Annotated in this window: 15 protein-coding genes; 11 read left to right on the plus strand and 4 right to left on the minus strand. The window is 62.5% G+C overall.

Annotated elements, in window-relative coordinates:
- Positions 1-20: 20 nt before the first annotated feature.
- The gene (gene dksA, locus ICI42_RS10095) at positions 21-437 is read left to right on the plus strand and encodes an RNA polymerase-binding protein DksA (protein WP_188164495.1); all 417 of its coding nucleotides are present in this window, start codon (positions 21-23) and stop codon (positions 435-437) included.
- Between the two features lie 84 nt (positions 438-521).
- Here dksA and ICI42_RS10100 read toward each other — a convergent pair whose 3' ends face one another.
- Positions 522-1196 carry a flagellar biosynthetic protein FliO gene (locus ICI42_RS10100; RefSeq protein WP_188164405.1) on the minus strand — a complete coding sequence of 225 codons (675 nt, stop codon included), beginning with the start codon at positions 1194-1196 and terminating at the stop codon, positions 522-524.
- Positions 1197-1477: 281 nt separating this feature from the next.
- Here ICI42_RS10100 and cckA point away from each other — a divergent pair, with 281 nt between their 5' ends.
- The 6 genes from cckA to urtE all read left to right on the plus strand — a co-directional run bounded on the left by cckA (position 1478) and on the right by urtE (position 10098).
- A complete protein-coding gene (gene cckA, locus ICI42_RS10105) occupies positions 1478-4057 on the plus strand; it encodes a cell cycle histidine kinase CckA (RefSeq protein ID WP_188164406.1) in 2580 nt (859 codons plus the stop codon).
- A 337-nt stretch (positions 4058-4394) separates the two neighbouring features.
- On the plus strand, positions 4395-5669 hold the full coding sequence (gene urtA, locus ICI42_RS10110; protein WP_407945148.1) for an urea ABC transporter substrate-binding protein: 1275 nt from the start codon (positions 4395-4397) through the stop codon (positions 5667-5669).
- An 86-nt stretch (positions 5670-5755) separates the two neighbouring features.
- A complete protein-coding gene (gene urtB, locus ICI42_RS10115; protein WP_188164408.1) occupies positions 5756-7372 on the plus strand; it encodes an urea ABC transporter permease subunit UrtB in 1617 nt (538 codons plus the stop codon).
- Positions 7369-8583, plus strand: a complete 1215-nt coding sequence (gene urtC / locus ICI42_RS10120; RefSeq protein ID WP_188164409.1) for an urea ABC transporter permease subunit UrtC — start codon at positions 7369-7371, stop codon at positions 8581-8583. Before urtB ends, urtC begins: the two co-directional genes overlap by 4 nt.
- Positions 8584-8585: 2 nt before the next feature.
- Positions 8586-9332 (plus strand): urea ABC transporter ATP-binding protein UrtD, encoded by a 747-nt coding sequence (gene urtD / locus ICI42_RS10125; protein WP_188164410.1) that lies wholly within the window; start codon positions 8586-8588, stop codon positions 9330-9332.
- Between the two features lie 70 nt (positions 9333-9402).
- On the plus strand, positions 9403-10098 hold the full coding sequence (gene urtE, locus ICI42_RS10130; RefSeq protein WP_188164496.1) for an urea ABC transporter ATP-binding subunit UrtE: 696 nt from the start codon (positions 9403-9405) through the stop codon (positions 10096-10098).
- Positions 10099-10105: 7 nt separating this feature from the next.
- Here urtE and ICI42_RS10135 read toward each other — a convergent pair whose 3' ends face one another.
- Positions 10106-10864, minus strand: coding sequence for a M48 family metallopeptidase (locus ICI42_RS10135; protein ID WP_210317066.1), 759 nt, complete (start codon positions 10862-10864; stop codon positions 10106-10108).
- 640 nt (positions 10865-11504) lie between these two features.
- On the opposite strand from ICI42_RS10135, the gene ICI42_RS10140 reads away from it, so the two are divergent.
- Together ICI42_RS10140 and ICI42_RS10145 are read left to right on the plus strand one after the other, a co-directional pair.
- Positions 11505-12875 (plus strand): DEAD/DEAH box helicase, encoded by a 1371-nt coding sequence (locus ICI42_RS10140; RefSeq protein ID WP_188164412.1) that lies wholly within the window; start codon positions 11505-11507, stop codon positions 12873-12875.
- Positions 12876-13018: 143 nt separating this feature from the next.
- Complete coding sequence (locus tag ICI42_RS10145; RefSeq protein WP_188164413.1) at positions 13019-14212, plus strand: MFS transporter; 1194 nt, start codon at positions 13019-13021, stop codon at positions 14210-14212.
- 4 nt (positions 14213-14216) lie between these two features.
- Here the strand turns inward: ICI42_RS10145 and ICI42_RS10150 are convergent, their stop codons facing one another.
- Positions 14217-15038: an SDR family NAD(P)-dependent oxidoreductase gene (locus tag ICI42_RS10150; protein WP_188164414.1), complete on the minus strand. Its 822-nt coding sequence runs from the start codon at positions 15036-15038 to the stop codon at positions 14217-14219.
- A gap of 99 nt (positions 15039-15137) precedes the next feature.
- Positions 15138-15779, minus strand: coding sequence for a ChrR family anti-sigma-E factor (locus ICI42_RS10155; RefSeq protein ID WP_188164415.1), 642 nt, complete (start codon positions 15777-15779; stop codon positions 15138-15140).
- Between the two features lie 214 nt (positions 15780-15993).
- On the opposite strand from ICI42_RS10155, the gene ICI42_RS10160 reads away from it, so the two are divergent.
- Both ICI42_RS10160 and ICI42_RS10165 read left to right on the plus strand, forming a co-directional pair.
- Positions 15994-17025 carry a cysteine synthase A gene (locus tag ICI42_RS10160; protein ID WP_188164416.1) on the plus strand — a complete coding sequence of 344 codons (1032 nt, stop codon included), beginning with the start codon at positions 15994-15996 and terminating at the stop codon, positions 17023-17025.
- On the plus strand, positions 17022-17768 hold the full coding sequence (locus ICI42_RS10165) for an alanyl-tRNA editing protein (protein WP_188164417.1): 747 nt from the start codon (positions 17022-17024) through the stop codon (positions 17766-17768). The genes ICI42_RS10160 and ICI42_RS10165 overlap by 4 nt, the downstream gene beginning before the upstream one ends.
- The last annotated feature ends 2 nt before the right edge of the window (positions 17769-17770 follow it).

Below are 17770 nucleotides of genomic sequence, written 5' to 3' on the forward strand. Positions count from 1 at the left end.
GGGTTTGTTGGGTGAGTCGAATGAACGAAACCGTTAATTTGCACTACGTACCTTCTGAAGACGAGCCGTTCATGAACGATCGTCAAAAGTCTTATTTCCGGGGCAAGCTCGTTGCCTGGAAAAACGACATTCTTCGCGAAGCTCGCGAAACGCTTGAAATCCTTCAACAAGAGAACGCAAACCATCCGGATCTCGCAGACCGGGCGTCTTCCGAAACCGACCGGGCGATCGAGCTCCGTGCGCGGGACCGGCAGCGCAAGCTGATTTCCAAGATCGATTCCGCTCTTCTGCGGATCGATGAGGGAACCTACGGCTACTGCGAAGAGACGGGTGAGCCGATCTCGCTCAAGCGTTTGGACGCGCGGCCTATCGCGACGCTGTCGATCGAGGCGCAGGAGCGCCACGAACGACGTGAAAAAGTCTACAGGGACGACTAAATCGTTCTTGGATATTACGGGCAGCTTCGGCTGCCCGTTTTGTTTTGTGGGCGATCTCAGCTCAATGGGCTCACGCTGTGAGGCTCAGCGTTTCGGTTGCGTCAGTTCGCTGAGCAAACGCGACATCTCATCCGCTGGGCTCGGCCTTTGCGCTGCCGGCTCTTCGTCGAGCTGAACTTCCAGATCCCGCAACAGCCTGGCGTCGATCTCACGATCGTCTGCTGCTTGCCGTGGTCCGGCAGTTGGGCGCTGTGGCGGCTGAGGAGCAGCCCTGTGTGGTGCGGGCGGCGCGACGGGCGCACGTATGACAGGCTCCTGACGCATGGGCGGAGGTGTTGGAGCCGGGCGCACGGCCGGCGCAGGGGTCGCCGGCGAGGGCTGGCGTTGAGCCGCCGGCTCCTGCGGACGTGGCCTGGGTGCGGGCTGGGGAGGTGCGGAGACAGCGAGATCCGGACGCTTGCTCGCGGCCACGCGGATGTCCGTCTCGACCACGACATCGTTCGGACCGCCGATGAGGATGAGATGCTCGACATCGTCGCGGCGGATAAGAACAAGGCGGCGATGGGTGTCCACCGCCGTTGCATCCATCACCGCCAGGCGGGTCTTGCGGTTGCGCCCACCCGTCACGAAGGTGCCGGCGGTCAGGCTCTTGATGATCTTGATGATCACCAGAACCACCACCAGCGCGACAAGCGCGGCGAGTGTCCACAAAACGGCTGCGGTGTAACCCGGCCCGGCTACGCTATCCAGCCAATCCACTCTTGAAGCTCCCAGCGTAAGTGTCTGAAACGACTTTAATAGCCACCGGTCAAACCGCAAGCAGCGTTTCCGCCATTCGCAGCCTTTCGTGCATCGCCGCGCCGGTCGTGCCGGTCAGGATGCATCGATGACTTTAACTGGCGCATGCCGCCGATGCGTCAAGGCCACGTTTTCCTGCGGTTATGCATAGTTTTCCCAAGCATTTGGGGCCGGGGCCTTTCCCGTGCTTGAAGAATGTGATTCAACCGCCCGAATAACAAAGCGGAGAGATTCCCGGGGGCATGGCGAAGGAAGCAAGCAAGGATTTCTATCCGGTGCCCATCGTCGATCAAGGGGAGCGGTTGAGCGCGATTACGCGCCTGATCATCTTCATTGTCGTGCTCATCATCTCCGCGGTCGTCTTTTCCCTGTTCAAGGAGCAGTTGGGCGACCCGTTCCTGCTCGGGCTGCTCGGCGTGCTCGCCATGATCGGCGTGGGCTATTTGTTTGCCACCGCCGTCGGCTTCATCCAGATCGCCTCCCGCTCGCCGGCCGATGCGCTGTCGCGCGCTTTTGTCGACACCATGTCGCAAGGGCTGCTCATGACTGATAGCAAGGGCCGCGTTGTCTACGCCAACCGCGCCTATGCCGACATGACAGGCGCCTCCAACGCTTCCAATCTGAAGACGGTCGAGAGCCTTCTGTCCGATGTGCCCGAGGCGTCGTCCATCGTCTATCGCCTGGCATCCGGCCTGCGCGACGGCGAGCGCGGCGCAGGCGAGTTCCGGCTGTCGCAGGCGCTGAACGCGGACGCCGAGCCCGGCGCGCGCTGGTATCGGCTGAGCGCGCGGCCTTTCAAGTCGCCGGAACACCGCACTCATCTGAACGCCTGGCAGCTTTCCGACATCTCGCAGGAGCGCGCCGAGCAGGAGCGTTTCTTTCTCGATCTCCAGCAGGCCATCGACCATCTGGATCACGCGCCTGCGGGCTTCCTGGCTGCCGACCAGGATCGCAGGATCACTTATGTCAACGCCACGCTTGCCGAATGGCTGGGCATTGACCTCGCAAGCTTCACGCCGGGCGCAATCACCCTGGACGAGGTTGTGGCCGGCGACGGCATGGCGTTGGTGCGCTCTGTGAAAGCCGATCCGGGTACGACGCGCAATGCGGTGATCGATCTCGATCTGGCGACCGTTTCGGGCGCAGCGCTGCCGGTGCGCATCATGCACCGGATTTCGGCGAATAAAGACGGCGTGCCAGGGCCGACGCGGACCATCGTGCTCAACCGCATGCAGGGCGAGGATTCCTCGGCCGAGCTGCGTGCATCGGAAGTGCGCTTTACCCGCTTCTTCAATTCGACGCCCATGGCGATTGCCGGCGTCGACCAGAACGGCCGTATCGTCCGCACCAATGCGCCGTTCCTGTCGCTATTCTCCAGCGTGGTCGACCGCGATACCGTCGACCGCAAGGTCAGGCTCGACACCGTCATCCACGAACGCGACCGGGCAGCGTTTGCCTTGGCGCTGGAGAAGGCACACCAGAAGCAGGCGGCGATTTCGCCGATCGATACCGTTCTGCCCGACAATGAGGAGCGCCACATGCGCTTCTACGTCAATGCGGTAGCCGATGGTTCAGACGGCGATGGGGCGGAGGAGGCGGCCATCGTCTACGCGGTGGAGACCACCGAGCAGAAGGCGCTGGAAAACCAGATGGCGCAGAGCCAGAAGATGCAGGCCGTGGGCCAGCTCGCAGGCGGCATCGCTCACGACTTCAACAATGTGCTGACGGCCATCATCATGGCGTCGGACCTGCTTCTCGCCAATCACAGGCCGTCGGACCCATCGTTCCCCGACATTATGAACATCAAGCAGAACGCCAACCGCGCCGCCTCGCTGGTGCGGCAGCTGCTGGCCTTCTCGCGCAAGCAGACGTTGCGGCCGGAGGTTCTGAGCCTCACCGACGTTCTGGCTGACCTGCGCATGCTTTTGGCCCGACTGGTCGGCAACGACATCAAGCTGAAGGTCGATCACGGCCGCGACTTGTGGCAGGTGAAGGTCGATCTCGGCCAGTTCGAGCAGGTGGTGGTGAACCTCGCCGTCAATGCGCGCGACGCCATGCCGGCGGGCGGCGACCTGACGGTGCGCACCCGCAACGTCACGGCTGATGAAGCCGCAGCCTTCAACTATCGCGAATTTTCGCCGGCGGACTTCGTGCTGGTCGAGGTCGAGGATACCGGCAGCGGCATCGCGCCCGATGTGCTCAAGAAGATCTTCGAGCCGTTCTTCACCACCAAGGAAGTCGGCAAAGGCACCGGCCTCGGGCTCTCGATGGTCTATGGCATCATCAAGCAGACCGGCGGCTACATCTATTGCGAGTCGGAAGTCGGCAAAGGAACTGTGTTCCGCATCTTTCTGCCGCGTTACATCGCCGTGGAACAGCCGGCATCGGCGCAGTCGGGCGATGCCAAGCCTTTCGAGGCCCCCAAGCCGGTCGAGCCGCCCAAGGACCTGTCGGGCTCGGCCACCGTGCTTCTGGTCGAGGACGAGGATGCGGTGCGGATGGGCGGCATGAGGGCGCTGACCTCGCGCGGCTACACCGTGCACGAGGCGTCTTCGGGCGTCGAGGCCCTAGAAGTGTTCGAGGAACTGAACGGCAAGGTCGATATCGTTGTTTCCGACGTTGTCATGCCCGAGATGGACGGGCCGACGCTGTTGGGAGAGTTGCGCAAGCGCCAGCCCAACATCAAGTTCGTCTTCGTCTCCGGCTATGCGGAGGATGCCTTCGCTAGGAACCTCCCGGCGGATGCGCAGTTCGGTTTCCTGCCAAAGCCGTTTTCTCTCAAGCAGCTGGCAACGGTCGTCAAGGACGTGCTCGAGTCCTAAGCGACTGGAGCATGGCCGGATTGCAGGTCTCAATCCCGCCGACGCGGGTGCCAAGCCCTACACTGCTTGTGTCTAATTTCCGCGCAGTGATCAATTTTGCCTATTAATTGTGCCGACCTTGGCTCCATCTGCGCAAATTTCTCTCATATTTAGGCGTCACTCCGCGCATTCTTGCGTATTGCCGATTTGAAGCCGGCTCACGACGCTGATTTCGTTCATTAAATTTTTACGGCTCCGCATTCCTGCGAACTGGCATGGGCGTTGCATCTGATTGTGCAATGCAAACAACCATTCGGAGATAATGGGAATGAGGGGCAGTTTCTACGGTATCAAGACCATGTTGGCTGCGAGCGTCCTGGCGACGAGCATGAGCTTCGCGGTGCCTTCCTATGCGCAGGAGGAGACCATCAAGGTCGGCATCCTGCACTCGCTGTCGGGTACGATGGCGATTTCCGAGACGACGTTGAAGGACACGATGCTGTTCCTCATCGACGAGCAAAACAAGAAGGGCGGCTTGCTCGGCAAGAAGCTTGAGGCCGTGGTCGTCGACCCGGCGTCCGACTGGCCGCTGTTTGCCGAAAAGGCACGCGAGCTGATCTCGGTGAACAAGGTTTCGGCCGTCTTCGGCTGCTGGACCTCGGTGTCGCGCAAGTCGGTGCTGCCGGTGTTCGAGGAACTCAACAACATCCTGTTCTACCCGGTTCAGTATGAAGGCGAGGAAAGCCAGCGCAACGTGTTCTACACGGGTGCAGCGCCCAACCAGCAGGCCATTCCGGCGGTCGACTATCTGATGAACGACGAGGGCGTGGAACGCTGGGTGCTTGCCGGTACCGACTATGTCTATCCGCAGACCACCAACAAGATCCTTCAGGCCTATCTCGAATCCAAGGGCGTGGCGAAGGAAGACATCATGGTCAACTACACGCCGTTCGGTCACTCCGACTGGCAGACCATCGTGACCGACATCAAGAATTTCGGTTCCGCCGGCAAGAAAACCGCCGTGGTCTCGACCATCAATGGCGACGCCAACGTGCCGTTCTACAAGGAACTCGCCAACCAGGGCATCAAGGCCGAAGACATCCCGGTCGTGGCTTTCTCGGTGGGCGAGGAGGAACTCGCCGGTCTCGACACCGCGCCGCTCGTCGGCCACCTGACGGCCTGGAACTACTTCCAGTCGGTCGACACGCCCGAGAATGCCGACTTCATCGCCAAGTGGAAGGAGTACACCAAGAACCCCGACCGCGTGACCAACGATCCGATGGAAGCCCATGTCATTGGCTTCAACATGTGGATCAAGGCTGTCGAGAAGGCCGGCACGACCGAGCCCGATGCGGTGATCGACTCCATCATCGGCGTTTCTGTGCCGAACCTGACGGGCGGCTACTCGGCGATGATGCCGAACCACCACATCACCAAGCCGGTTCTGATCGGCGAAATCCAGGCCGACGGCCAGATGGAGACGGTGTGGCAGACCTCGGGCCTCGTGGTCGGCGACGAATGGTCGGACTATCTGCCGGACTCCAAGGACCTGATCGCCGATTGGCGCGCCCCGATGTCCTGCGGCAACTTCAACGTCGCGGCCGGCAAGTGCGGCGGCAAAGGCACGAACTGAGTTGAGCTGAATGCCTGATCCTTCAGGCACCGATCCGGGCGGAGTTCTGCCCGGATCGTTTTCCGAAGAAACGGAATCGCTGCGACATGACATTCCTGCGCGCCATCGGCCTGCTCATCCTGCTGTTTGCGACCTCCGGTGCCAGCGCCCAATCCAATGAGACGGCGCTGCGCGAGACGATCGGTGGCCTGTCCTCAGCCAAGAATTTCCGCGAGACCGAAGAAATCGTTCGCAGCCTGGGCGCGACTGGTGACCCCGTCGTGGGCCGGGTGCTCAATGCGCTGTCGGACGGCAATGTCAGTTTCCGCAAGTCCGACAACACCGTTTTCATCGTCAGCGAGCGTGCCGGGCGCGCCAAGCTGTTCGATCCGATTTCCGGCGACGAGGTGGGCGAGGCGGCCACCACCGAGCTTACCAAGGTGAAGGTCAACAACGGCCTGCGCCGCTCCATTCGCGAAGTGTTCGCTACGCTGACCCTTGGGTCGCCGAACCCCGCAGTGCGCCAACGGGCCGCCGACACCATGTTCATCAGCCCCGATCCGGCCGCCATCGAGGGTCTCGACGCTGCAATCGCGAAGGAAGACGTCGCCAGCGTCAAGGAGCGCATGATCCAGGCACGCGCTGCTGCCGTTCTCGCCTCAGACCTGCCGGAAGCCGATAAGCTGGCGGCCATCGAGGTGATCGGCGCGCGCGGCGACCGCTCCGCTTTGTCGCTGCTGGTCAGCTATCAGGGCCGTTCCGAAGGCGCGCTCCGCGAGGCTGCTGCTTCCGCCGCTGCCGGTATCGAGAGCACCATCGCCGTCTGGAACGCGGCCCAGAACGTCTGGTACGGGATTTCGCTGGGATCGGTGCTGCTTCTGGCCGCTATCGGCCTGGCCATAACCTTCGGCGTCATGGGCGTCATCAACATGGCGCATGGCGAGATGGTGATGATCGGCGCCTACACCACCTTCGTGGTGCAGAACATCATCCGCACCTCCTATCCCGGCCTGTTCGACTACTCACTCGCGATTGCGCTGCCGCTGGCCTTCCTCGTCGCCGGCTTTGTCGGGCTCGTGATGGAGCGCGGCCTGATCCGCTTTCTCTATGGCCGGCCGCTGGAGACCCTGCTCGCCACCTGGGGCGTTTCGCTGGTATTGCAGCAACTGGTGCGCACCATCTTCGGGCCGACCAACCGGGAGGTGGGCAACCCGTCCTGGATGTCCGGCTCGTTCCAGCTCGGCGAAATGGCGATCACCTGGAACCGGCTCTGGATCGTGGTGTTCTCGCTCGCGGTATTCGTGCTGCTGCTCTACATCTTCAACCGGACGGCATGGGGCCTGCAGATGCGCGCCGTCACCGCCAATCGCCGCATGGCCGCATCCATGGGCATCCGCACGCCGTGGGTCGACGCTTTCACCTTTGCGCTGGGATCGGGCATTGCCGGCATTGCCGGCGTGGCGCTCAGCCAGGTCGACAACGTCTCGCCCGATCTTGGCCAGGGCTACATCATCGACAGTTTCATGGTGGTGGTGTTCGGCGGCGTCGGCAATCTGTGGGGCACACTGGTGGGCGCCATGTCGCTCGGCATCCTCAACAAGTTCCTCGAGCCTTATGCGGGGGCTGTACTGGGCAAAATCCTGGTCCTGGTGCTCATCATCCTGTTTATCCAGAAGCGCCCGCGCGGCCTGTTCGCGCTCAAGGGCAGGGCGGTGGAAGCATGATCACGCGACGCTTCTTCGCCAACGGCGCCGACCGGCGCGTCTTCATCACCATCGGGCTTCTTCTGGGGGCGGCGATTGTCGTGCCGATCCTCAACATCGCCCTGCCGCCGGACAGCGCATTTCATGTGCCGAGCTACATGGTCGCGCTGGTGGGCAAGTATCTCTGCTTTGCGCTTCTGGCGCTCGCGCTCGATCTGGTCTGGGGCTATTGCGGCATTCTCTCGCTCGGCCACGGCGCGTTCTTCGCGCTGGGCGGCTATGCGATGGGCATGTATCTGATGCGGCAGATCGGCGACCGGGGCGTCTACGGCAATCCGATCCTGCCGGACTTCATGGTGTTCCTGAACTGGAAGGAGCTGCCGTGGTTCTGGTACGGTTTCGACCAGTTCTGGTTCGCCGCCATCATGGTCATGCTGGTGCCGGGGCTTCTGGCCTTTGTCTTCGGCTGGTTCGCCTTCCGCAGCCGCGTCACCGGCGTTTACCTCTCCATCATCACCCAGGCGATGACCTATGCGCTGCTGCTCGCCTTCTTCCGTAATGACATGGGTTTCGGCGGCAACAACGGCCTGACCGATTTCAAGGACATTCTCGGCTTCAACGTGCAGGCCAACACGACGCGCTCGGCGATTTTCGCCGCCAGCGCGGTGGCGCTGGCGCTCGGCGTGTTCATCACCTGGGCGATCATCAACTCGAAATACGGAAAGCTGCTGATCGCCGTGCGCGACGCCGAGAGCCGGACGCGATTCATCGGCTGGCGGCCCGAAAACGTGAAGCTCTTCGCCTTCACGGTCTCGGCCGTTATGGCCGGCATCGCGGGGGCGCTCTATGTGCCGCAGGTCGGCATCATCAACCCCGGCGAGTTCGCACCGGCCAATTCCATCGAGGTGGTGATCTGGACGGCGGTCGGCGGGCGCGGCACCATTGTCGGCCCGATCGTCGGCGCGCTTTTGGTCAATGCCGGCAAGAGCTGGTTCACAGGCGTGCTGCCGGAATACTGGCTGTTCGCATTGGGTGGCCTGTTCATCGCCACGACCCTGTTCCTGCCGCGCGGTGTCATCGGCATGTGGGACCACTGGATGGCCACCCATCGCGAGCGCAAGGCGGCCGCTTTGCCGCCCTCGGCTGGAGCGCCGGCCGCGCCGACGCCGCAGCAGCGGGAGTGGCAGGCGTCTGCCACCGGCGGCGCTCCCGAACCCCAGCCGGCGGAGTGAGCATGAGCAAGAGCGGAACCATCCTCTATCTCGACGGCGTGTCGGTCTCCTTCGACGGGTTCAGGGCGATCAACAATCTGTCGCTGGTGCTCGACCGGGGCGAGATGCGCGCCATCATCGGCCCGAATGGCGCAGGCAAGACGACGATGATGGACATCGTCACCGGCAAGACCAAGCCCGATAGCGGCGAGGTCTATTTCAACGGCGAGATCGACCTGACGCGGCACGACGAGGCCGACATCGCGATGATGGGCATCGGCCGCAAGTTCCAGAAACCGACGGTGTTCGAGAGCCACACGGTCGAAGACAACCTGATGCTGTCGCTGAAGGGGCCGCGCTCGATCTTTCCGGCGCTGTTTCATCGCAAGACGGCGGACGAGGCGCGGCGCATCGACGATATTCTCGGCATCATACGCCTGGGCGACAAGCGCCATATGCTGGGTGCAAACCTGTCGCACGGGCAGAAGCAATGGCTGGAGATCGGCATGCTTCTGGCGCAGGATCCCAAGCTTCTGCTGGTCGACGAGCCGGTGGCCGGCATGACCGACGCCGAGACCGAAGAGACGGCGCGCTTGCTCAAGGATATCGCCAAGACCCATTCGGTTGTGGTCGTGGAGCACGACATGCATTTCGTGCGCGAGCTCGGCGTGAAGGTCACCTGCCTGCACGAAGGCTCGGTCCTGTCGGAAGGTACGCTGGATTTCGTCTCGGCCGACGACCGCGTCGTCGAAGTCTATCTGGGGAGATGAGCATGATGTGGCGTGTGCCGATTGCCCGGTTCCTGATGCCGGCCTTGCCGTGGCGGAGACGACGCTGATGCTGCTGGAAGTGTCCAATGCCACCTTGCACTATGGCGCGGCCCAGGCGCTGCGCGGCGTGACGCTCAACGCGGATGCCGGCAAGATCACCTGCGTGCTCGGCCGCAACGGCGTGGGCAAGACAAGTTTGATGAGATCGATCGTCGGCCACCACAGGCTGACATCGGGTACGGTTGCCTTCGAGGGGAAGGCGCTCGACCGGAGCGCGGCATACGATCGCGCCCGGTCGGGCATCTCTTTCGTGCCGCAGGGGCGGGAGGTGTTTCCGCTCCTGTCGGTGAAGGAAAATCTTGAAACCGGCTTTGCACCCCTCAAGCGCGCCGACCGCAACATCCCGGAGCATGTCTTCGAGCTTTTTCCGGTGCTGAAACAGATGCTGGGCCGTCGCGGCGGCGACCTCTCGGGTGGCCAGCAGCAGCAACTGGCGATCGGCCGGGCGCTGGTCATGCGGCCGAAACTGTTGGTTCTGGATGAGCCGACCGAGGGCATCCAGCCGTCGATCATCAAGGATATCGGCCGCGCCATCCGTTATCTGCGCGACAGCGCCGGCATCGCCATCCTGCTCGTCGAGCAATATCTCGACTTCTGCCGTGAACTGGCGGACGAGGTGAACATCATGGATCGTGGCATGATCGTCCATACCGGCCCTGCCGAGGATCTGGACAAGCCTGAGGTTCGGCGGTTCCTGACGGTTTGACTGTCAGTCAGCGGTCGAGATAATCAGCCACCATCGATGTCCATTTGGTATCCAACTCCGCGATTTTCTCGGCGGTGAAGGCTCTGCTGAGTGTGCGGTCCAAAGCAGAGCCTATAGGCGGGTCTATCAGAGGCAATTCCTCGTAGCCGAGAGCGGCTAGGCGCTTGCGCCAATTTGGATGTGTCGATTCGCTGTCGTCGGAGCCGTCAGGATCCGGCACCAGCAGCGTCTTCTGCACAAACGCGGCGTTTTGCAGGCGGTGTGCTTCCTTCAGGATGCGCATCATCGGCGGTTTGGGAACGGACATTGCGCCCCGCACCTCCCGATTCAAGGGGTCGTAAACGCGATCCTTCAAGAGTTGGCCGCCCGCGACAAGAAGCATCAGTGAGCGGGCCGTTTCATAGGCATCGCCAAGTTCGGCTGAAAGGCGGTCTGCCTTGATCTCGGCGGCTCTCGACAGGCGCATCTCCTCTTTGTGAAATGCCTTTGCGATGGGGCCGAGCGCCCAGTAGAGCACGCTTCCCGATACCGTCCGACCCGGCGGCGCATAGTCGAAGATTGCGTCGAAGCTCATTTCCAGGTCCATCAGCTTCAGGGAACCGTTGGTATCCTTGTATTGAAAATGCGCCAGTTCATGCGCCAGAACCGCTTTTACGGCGCGTTCATCGAAAAGGGCCAGAAGAGGAAGGCCGATGAACAGGACAGGTTTTCGACCCTTGAATCCGCGGGTTTCAGCGATGCCCGCATTGTAGTCTTCATTGATCACGATGACGGTCTTGTTTGCCTGTTTCTCGCCCGCGACCTCGCGCCAGAGCCGCCAAATGCCGGGTGCCTGTTCGTCGGTGACGCCGGGCTCGGACTTTTCTCGAACGCCAGGGAAAAGCGTTCCGAGCAGCAGAGTCACGGCCAGCAGCAGCATCGGAATGATGACGATGGAACTTGCCAGCACAGCCATTGGGTAGCGATCAAGGAGGGATAGCCACACGGCGCCGATGAGGAAGGCAGGCACGACGAAAAACAGAACGGCCAATCGCCCAAAGCGGGTAGCTGCTTTGACAAACAGTTTAATCATCGATGTCCCCCTCGAATTTCAAAGTCATAGCATTGCGGGATTTCCCAGCGCGAGATTTTGCGTCGCAGCATTCCCTTGCTTTCTGTGCACAAATGGTCCATATGCGCGGTTGTAGGCGCTTGGGCCGGCTTGACCGGCTTTCTCTAAGAGACTGGTTGCGTCTGTCTCCCGACCGAACGGATCGGGGGCTTTGCCCGCAAAGTGTGCGGGCACGACAGCGCAGCCGCGTGGACGCGAGCGTCCGCCGCCTTGTCGTTTTCCTATATTTAAAGCTCGGCAGGTTGCGCCCTGCCAAGGCTGACGTTTGCGGCTACGCCGCTGAAAGAAGTTTGTTTTGAACCAAGAAGATACCACGCAGCGTTCGCGCGAGCCGATCGGCTTCGCCACGCTCGGAATCACCGGTCTGCTGCTCAAGGCGACCGAAGTGGCCGGCTATACCGAGCCCAAGCCTATCCAGATCGCGGCCATTCCGCCGCAGATGGAAGGCCGCGACATCCTCGGCATCGCCCAGACAGGCTCCGGCAAGACCGCAGCTTTCGCGCTGCCGATCCTGTCCAAGATCATGGCGCTCGGCAGCAAGCGCCGTCCCAAGACCGCGCGCGCTCTGATCCTTGCGCCGACGCGCGAGCTTGCCGTGCAGATCGAAGAGACCATCCGCACGCTCGCCAAGGGCGCGCATATCTCGACAGCGCTTGTGCTGGGCGGCGTTTCGCGCTTCTCTCAGGTCAAGAAGATCCAGCCGGGTGTGGACGTTCTGATCGCAACGCCGGGCCGCCTGACCGATCTGGTACGCGAGGGCGACCTCGTTTTGGCCGACACCACATGGCTGGTGCTGGACGAGGCGGATCGCATGCTCGACATGGGCTTTATCAACGATGTCAAGCGCATCGCAAAGGCGACGCATCCTGCGCGTCAGACCGCGCTGTTCTCGGCGACCATGCCGGATGAAATCGCCGACCTCGCTCGTGGCTTGCTGCGCAACCCGACCCGCGTCGAAGTGGCGCCGCAGGGTACCGCAGCTGCCGAGATCAAGCAGAGCGTCGTGCTGGCCCGTACCAAGCAGAAGCGCCAGATCCTGTCGAAGATGCTGGCCGACGAATCGATGCGCTCCGTCATCATTTTCGTGCGCACCAAGCACGGCGCGGACCGCGTGACGCGCGATCTCGAGCGCGACGGCTTCCCGGCCGCAGTCATCCACGGTAACAAGTCGCAGAATGCGCGGCAGAGCGCGCTGAACGGCTTCCGCAGCGGTTCGGTCCGGATCCTCGTCGCCACCGACATCGCCGCTCGCGGCATCGACGTGCCCGGCATCAGCCATGTCGTGAACTTCGATCTGCCGGATGAGGCGGAGAGCTATATTCACCGCATCGGCCGCACCGGCCGCAACGGCGCCGACGGCATTGCGATCACCATGGTCGACCCGACCGAGAACGCCAAGCTGCGCGCGGTGGAGAAGATCATCCGCATGAAGCTGCCGGTCGAGGCCGATCATCTCGGCCAGCCCGATCCGCAGCGTTCGCCGGAAGACCGCCGCATCGAAGCGGCGAACGACCAGCCGCGCAACCGCGCGCCGCAGGGCCAGCGCCCCGGCGGAAACCGCAACGGCCAGAAGCCGGGTGGCGCCAAGCAGGCCGACGGCAAACCGTTCCGCGCCAAGCGCCGGGGCTTCGGCGGCGGCCGCAAGCCGGCTGCCAAGGCAGCCTGATAGCAGCGCTTGCCCCTATGAGCTGTCGCCACTGGTAGAATTGTGGCGCGGCGCGATGTGACGTAAGGCGGACGAGGCGAAAGCTTCGGCCGCCTTTTTTCCTGCCGGGAGGGAAGGGGCTTTGGTCCGACATGGGAGGGACAATGGCGAGCATCGCAATTCTCGCGATCGGCTACGTGCTGTCGCAGTTCTACCGTTCGTTTCTCGCCGTGCTGACGCCGGCGCTGATCGCTGAGCTTGGCGCGACGAAGGCTGAGTTGTCGGAGGCGTCGGGCGCGTTTTTCCTGGCCTTCGCCTTCTCCCAATTTGCAATCGGCGTTTCGCTCGACAAGTTCGGCCCCCGGCGCACCGCCGCCACGCTTCTGGCCTTTGGCGGAGCAGGCGGCGCGCTGGTCTTCGCGCTTGCCGACAGCGCGTCGATGATCACGCTGGCCATGGCGATGATCGGCGTGGGCTGCGCGCCGGTTCTGATGGCAGCCTTGTTCATCTTCGCGCGGACCTATTCCGTCGCCCGTTTTTCCGTTCTGACCTCGTGGTTCGTCGCCTTCGGCACGCTCGGCAACATCTTGGGAGCAGCGCCCCTTGCCGAAGCCTCCGTTCTGTTCGGCTGGCGTGCGGTGATGCTCGGGCTGGGAGCCGTCACCCTGCTGGTCGCTCTGGCCGTGCTTGCCCTGCTGCGGGATCCGGCAGCGCCGACGGACATGAGGGAGGATCGCTCCGGCTTTGCCGGTTATGCCGCGCTGTTTCGCATGCGGGTCTTGTGGCCGCTCATCCCTTTGATGGCGCTGACCTATGCGCCGTCGGCGGGGATCAGGGGCCTTTGGGCGGGGCCTTATCTCGCCGACGTGTTCGGCGCCGATTCGCTGACGATCGGCAACGTCACCTTCTTCATGGCGATTTCAATGGCCGTCGGCGCCTTTGTCTACGGGCCGCTGGACACAATGTTCGGCACGCGCAAATGGGTGATGATCGGCGGAAACGCCGTTGCGCTGGCAGCCCTCGCATTCCTGGCCATCAATGGCGCCGACGACATCTGGCTGAGCGCGCTGGTTTTGATCGTGATCGGCGTCAGCGGTGGCGGCTATGGCATGATGATGGCGCATGCGCGCGCTTTCGTACCGGCGCATCTGGTGGGCCGGGGCGTGACGCTGATGAACTTCTTTTCCATCGGAGGGGTCGGCGCCATGCAATTCGCTACCGGCGCGGTTGCGACGGCGGCGACCGACCCGAGCAATCCCGCGACTGCCTATGCAGCTTTGTTCTGGTTTTACGTGGCCGCGCTGGGGCTGGCGCTCGTTGTCTATCTGTTCGCCAGGGACGCGCGCCCGAAGGCATAGACTGTTATTCCGCGGGTGCGGACTGCTTGACCTGAAGCGGTTGTTCGCGGGGACGGGTGGCGCGGGCAATGACGGCGCGGCGCAGACGATGCGGCGTGAGGTTGAGCAGTTTGAGCGTCCAGGTCAGGCGGCGCGGGAAACTGACCTCGAAACGGTCGGTGTTCATGGCCTTGATGATCCGGGCCGCTGCACTGTTGACGTTCATCAGACCCGGCATGGCGAAAGGCGAACGCCGGCTCAGCGCGGTGTGAATGAAGCCGGGATTGATCACCTGAAGGCGAATGTTCATGCGGTCGAAATCGTAGCGCAGCGACTCCGCCATGACGTTGATCGCCGCCTTGGTCGCGCCGTATGCCGCCGTGCTCGGCAGGCCGAAGTAGCTTGCCACCGAGCCCATCATCACGATCTGGCCGCCGCCGCGCCTCTGCATGCGTTCCGACAGCGGCACCATGCCGTTGATGATGCCGAACAGATTGACTTCATAGGTCTGGCGGAAGTCGTGGACGTTCAGGCGTTCGCCCATCACCGGGATGTACTGGCCGGCATTGAGGAGAGCGAGCGTAATGGGGCCGTAGCGTTCTTCGATCTCGTTCACGGCCCGCGCCATGGCCTCGGCATCGCGCACGTCGCAGGGATGGTCGAAAAGGCGGTCGGAAAACTCTTTCGCCGCGGTCAGCGCGGCGATTGCAGGATCCGCGTCGCGGCCGCTGACGACGACCGTAAAGCCTCGCTCAGCCAACTGAAGGGCAACCGCGCGGCCTATGCCGGTGGCTCCGCCTGTGATCCAGACCACACCATCCGCCGGGTTTGCCCGGTACAAAGCCATGTAAGAATATCCCGCACTGCAACAAAGCTGACTCTAGGTGTAGTCGCAGTCGAGCGGCAAGGAAAGCCGAATCTGACTTGGGCGGTTTTATGGCGACGACTATGTGCCGATAATGTCGCCGAGCTTGCGGAAAAGTGAGCCGGTCAGTCGCAACTTCCCTTCTATGACGCTCAGGCAAAGACAGGGCCCATCCTTGCCGGCGACAGGCCGGTGATCGAGCATCTCATCGGCAATCGAGATATCGCCACGTTCGAAGCAGCCTCGCTTGTCGGAAAAGCTTCCCGACAGAACCAGCGTCAACTCCCGTCCTTCATGGGTATGGTCGGGCAGGGCCCTGCCTGCGCGAGCCCATAAAAGCGCTGTTTCGCACCCATCAATGTCGCCGAAGGAATACTCCTTCAGGCCCGGCAGTTTGGTCCGCCAGGGGATTTCATTCGAAGAAAAGCCGGCAAAGGCGCGCAATGCTTTCGGAAAGACGGGATCGTCAAGCGGAGGCGGCGACGGCAGCGGTGGCTGTCCGATGATGGTGCGCAAGCGGGCGTCGCCGTCCGACAGATCGATCGGTGCCTGGTCCGAGAGTGCATCGCCGGACAAGGTTTCAATCGCGTCGACGAAACGCTGCCTCTCCGGGTTCATCTCCAGATGCGCTGCAACCAGCACATGAGCGGGTATCGGGAGCGTGCCAGCCGCATACCCGACAAGCAGATCCTCCAATTCGTTGATGTCGACGCGTTCGCTCATTCGCCACTAGGCCGCGCTTTTCGCGCGAGCCGCCCGATGCTTCACTGTCACTTACGCAATTCGGCCCGTCCCGGATCAACCTTTCCGGTCGGACTGACCGCGCGCCCCACGGAAAGTGGTATTTCATCCGAAGGTTTCTAACAAAGCAAAATTTCGTGCCTTGAAAGGCTGGCCGCAGGTTTCTAGTTTCGCGGCGTCCACAAGGAACATTGCAATGTACGGTTCGGTCATCGACGCGATTGGAAACACTCCGCTCATTCGCTTGAAAAGGGCGTCGGAGGAAACCGGCTGCGAACTCCTCGGCAAGGCCGAATTCATGAATCCCGGCCAGTCGGTCAAGGACCGGGCAGGGCTATTCATCATTCGCGATGCCGAAAAGCGTGGGCTGCTGAAGCCTGGCGGCGTGATCGTGGAGGGAACGGCGGGCAATACCGGCATCGGGCTGACGCTGGTCGCCAAGGCGCTGGGCTACCGCACCGTGATCGTTATTCCCGAAACGCAAAGCCAGGAAAAGAAGGACGCCTTGCGCCTGCTCGGCGCCGAACTGATCGAGGTGCCGGCGGCGCCCTATAAGAATCCGAACAACTATGTGAAGGTTTCCGGCCGGCTGGCCGAGCAATTGGCCAGAACCGAGCCGAGTGGGGCTATATGGGCCAACCAGTTCGACAATTTGGCCAATCGCGACGGTCATATCCAGACCACGGCCCAGGAAATCTGGTTGCAGACCGATGGCAAGGTCGACGGCTTCGTGTCTGCTGTGGGCTCTGGCGGCACATTGGCCGGTGTCGCGATTGGGCTTCGGGAGAAAAACCCCAGCGTCAAGATAGGCCTGGCCGATCCGCTGGGCGCAGCACTCTTCAGCTATTACACGACGGGCGAGTTCGCCTCGCAAGGCGGTTCGATCACCGAAGGCATCGGGCAGGGGCGGATCACCGCCAATCTCGAGGGCTTTGTACCAGACCAGTCCTTCCAGATACCGGACGATGAAGCGCTGCCGATCGTGTTCGATCTCATCCAGGAAGAAGGGCTTTGTGTCGGCGGATCGACGGGCATCAACATTGCCGGCGCCATTCGTCTGGCGCGCGAGCTTGGCCCCGGGCACACCATCGTGACGGTGCTGTGCGATTATGGTACGCGCTATCAGTCCAAGCTGTTCAACCCGGAATTCCTGCGCAGCAAGAACCTGCCCGTGCCGGAATGGCTGGACCGCACGACGTCGATCCAAGCGCCTCTGGAGCAAGCATGACCGTCTCACCCACCGTCGCCCTGTTTCGCGACGATGCCTATCTCAAGGAGACCACGGCTGAGGTCACGGCGGTGACGGACACCGGAGGGATCGTGCTGGATCGGACCATTTTCTATGCGACGTCCGGCGGCCAGCCTGGCGATACCGGCCACATGGTCCGAGCCGATGGATCGCGCATCGCCATTTCCGGTACCGTGACCGGCGAGACCAAGGAACAGATCATTCATCTGCGCGCCGAGGGCGCCTCGGTGCCGCAGGTCGGCGAAACCGTTGGACTGTCGATCGACTGGGATCGCCGCTACCGCCTGATGAAGATGCACGCCGCCTGCCACCTGCTTTCGGTGGTATGCCCGCTGCCGATTACCGGCGCGTCAGTGTCCGAAGACGATTCCCGGGTCGATTTCGACATGCCGGAAGGCGGCATGTCCAAGGAAGAGGCGACGGAGCGCGTGATGGACCTGATCCGCGCCCACCATCCCATCTTCATCCGCTGGATCAGCGATGAGGAGTTCGCCGCCAATCCGGGGCTGGTCAAATCCAAGAATGTGCGCCCGCCTGTGGGCACCGGCCGCATCCGGCTGGTTTGCATCGGCGAGGGCGCATCGGTCGACAGCCAGCCCTGCGGCGGCACCCATGTCGCCTGGACCGGCGAGATCGGCGACATCCATATCGGCAAGATTGAAAAGAAGGGGCGTGAGAACCGCCGCTTCCGGCTTCGTTTCGGCCCTGCGCCGTCGGCGTGACA

It is taken from the genome of Oryzicola mucosus, from assembly GCF_014534685.1.
Lineage (GTDB): Bacteria > Pseudomonadota > Alphaproteobacteria > Rhizobiales > Rhizobiaceae > Oryzicola > Oryzicola mucosus.

Coding starts and splice junctions, on each gene's coding strand:
- ICI42_RS10150 (WP_188164414.1), bottom strand. CDS start 15,038: ATGGCTTTGTACCGGGCAAACCCGGCGGATGGTGTGGTCTGGATCACA.
- urtD (WP_188164410.1), top strand. CDS start 8,586: ATGAGCAAGAGCGGAACCATCCTCTATCTCGACGGCGTGTCGGTCTCC.
- ICI42_RS10155 (WP_188164415.1), bottom strand. CDS start 15,779: ATGAGCGAACGCGTCGACATCAACGAATTGGAGGATCTGCTTGTCGGG.
- urtB (WP_188164408.1), top strand. CDS start 5,756: ATGACATTCCTGCGCGCCATCGGCCTGCTCATCCTGCTGTTTGCGACC.
- dksA (WP_188164495.1), top strand. CDS start 21: ATGAACGAAACCGTTAATTTGCACTACGTACCTTCTGAAGACGAGCCG.
- cckA (WP_188164406.1), top strand. CDS start 1,478: ATGGCGAAGGAAGCAAGCAAGGATTTCTATCCGGTGCCCATCGTCGAT.
- urtC (WP_188164409.1), top strand. CDS start 7,369: ATGATCACGCGACGCTTCTTCGCCAACGGCGCCGACCGGCGCGTCTTC.
- ICI42_RS10165 (WP_188164417.1), top strand. CDS start 17,022: ATGACCGTCTCACCCACCGTCGCCCTGTTTCGCGACGATGCCTATCTC.
- ICI42_RS10145 (WP_188164413.1), top strand. CDS start 13,019: ATGGCGAGCATCGCAATTCTCGCGATCGGCTACGTGCTGTCGCAGTTC.
- urtA (WP_407945148.1), top strand. CDS start 4,395: ATGTTGGCTGCGAGCGTCCTGGCGACGAGCATGAGCTTCGCGGTGCCT.
- ICI42_RS10160 (WP_188164416.1), top strand. CDS start 15,994: ATGTACGGTTCGGTCATCGACGCGATTGGAAACACTCCGCTCATTCGC.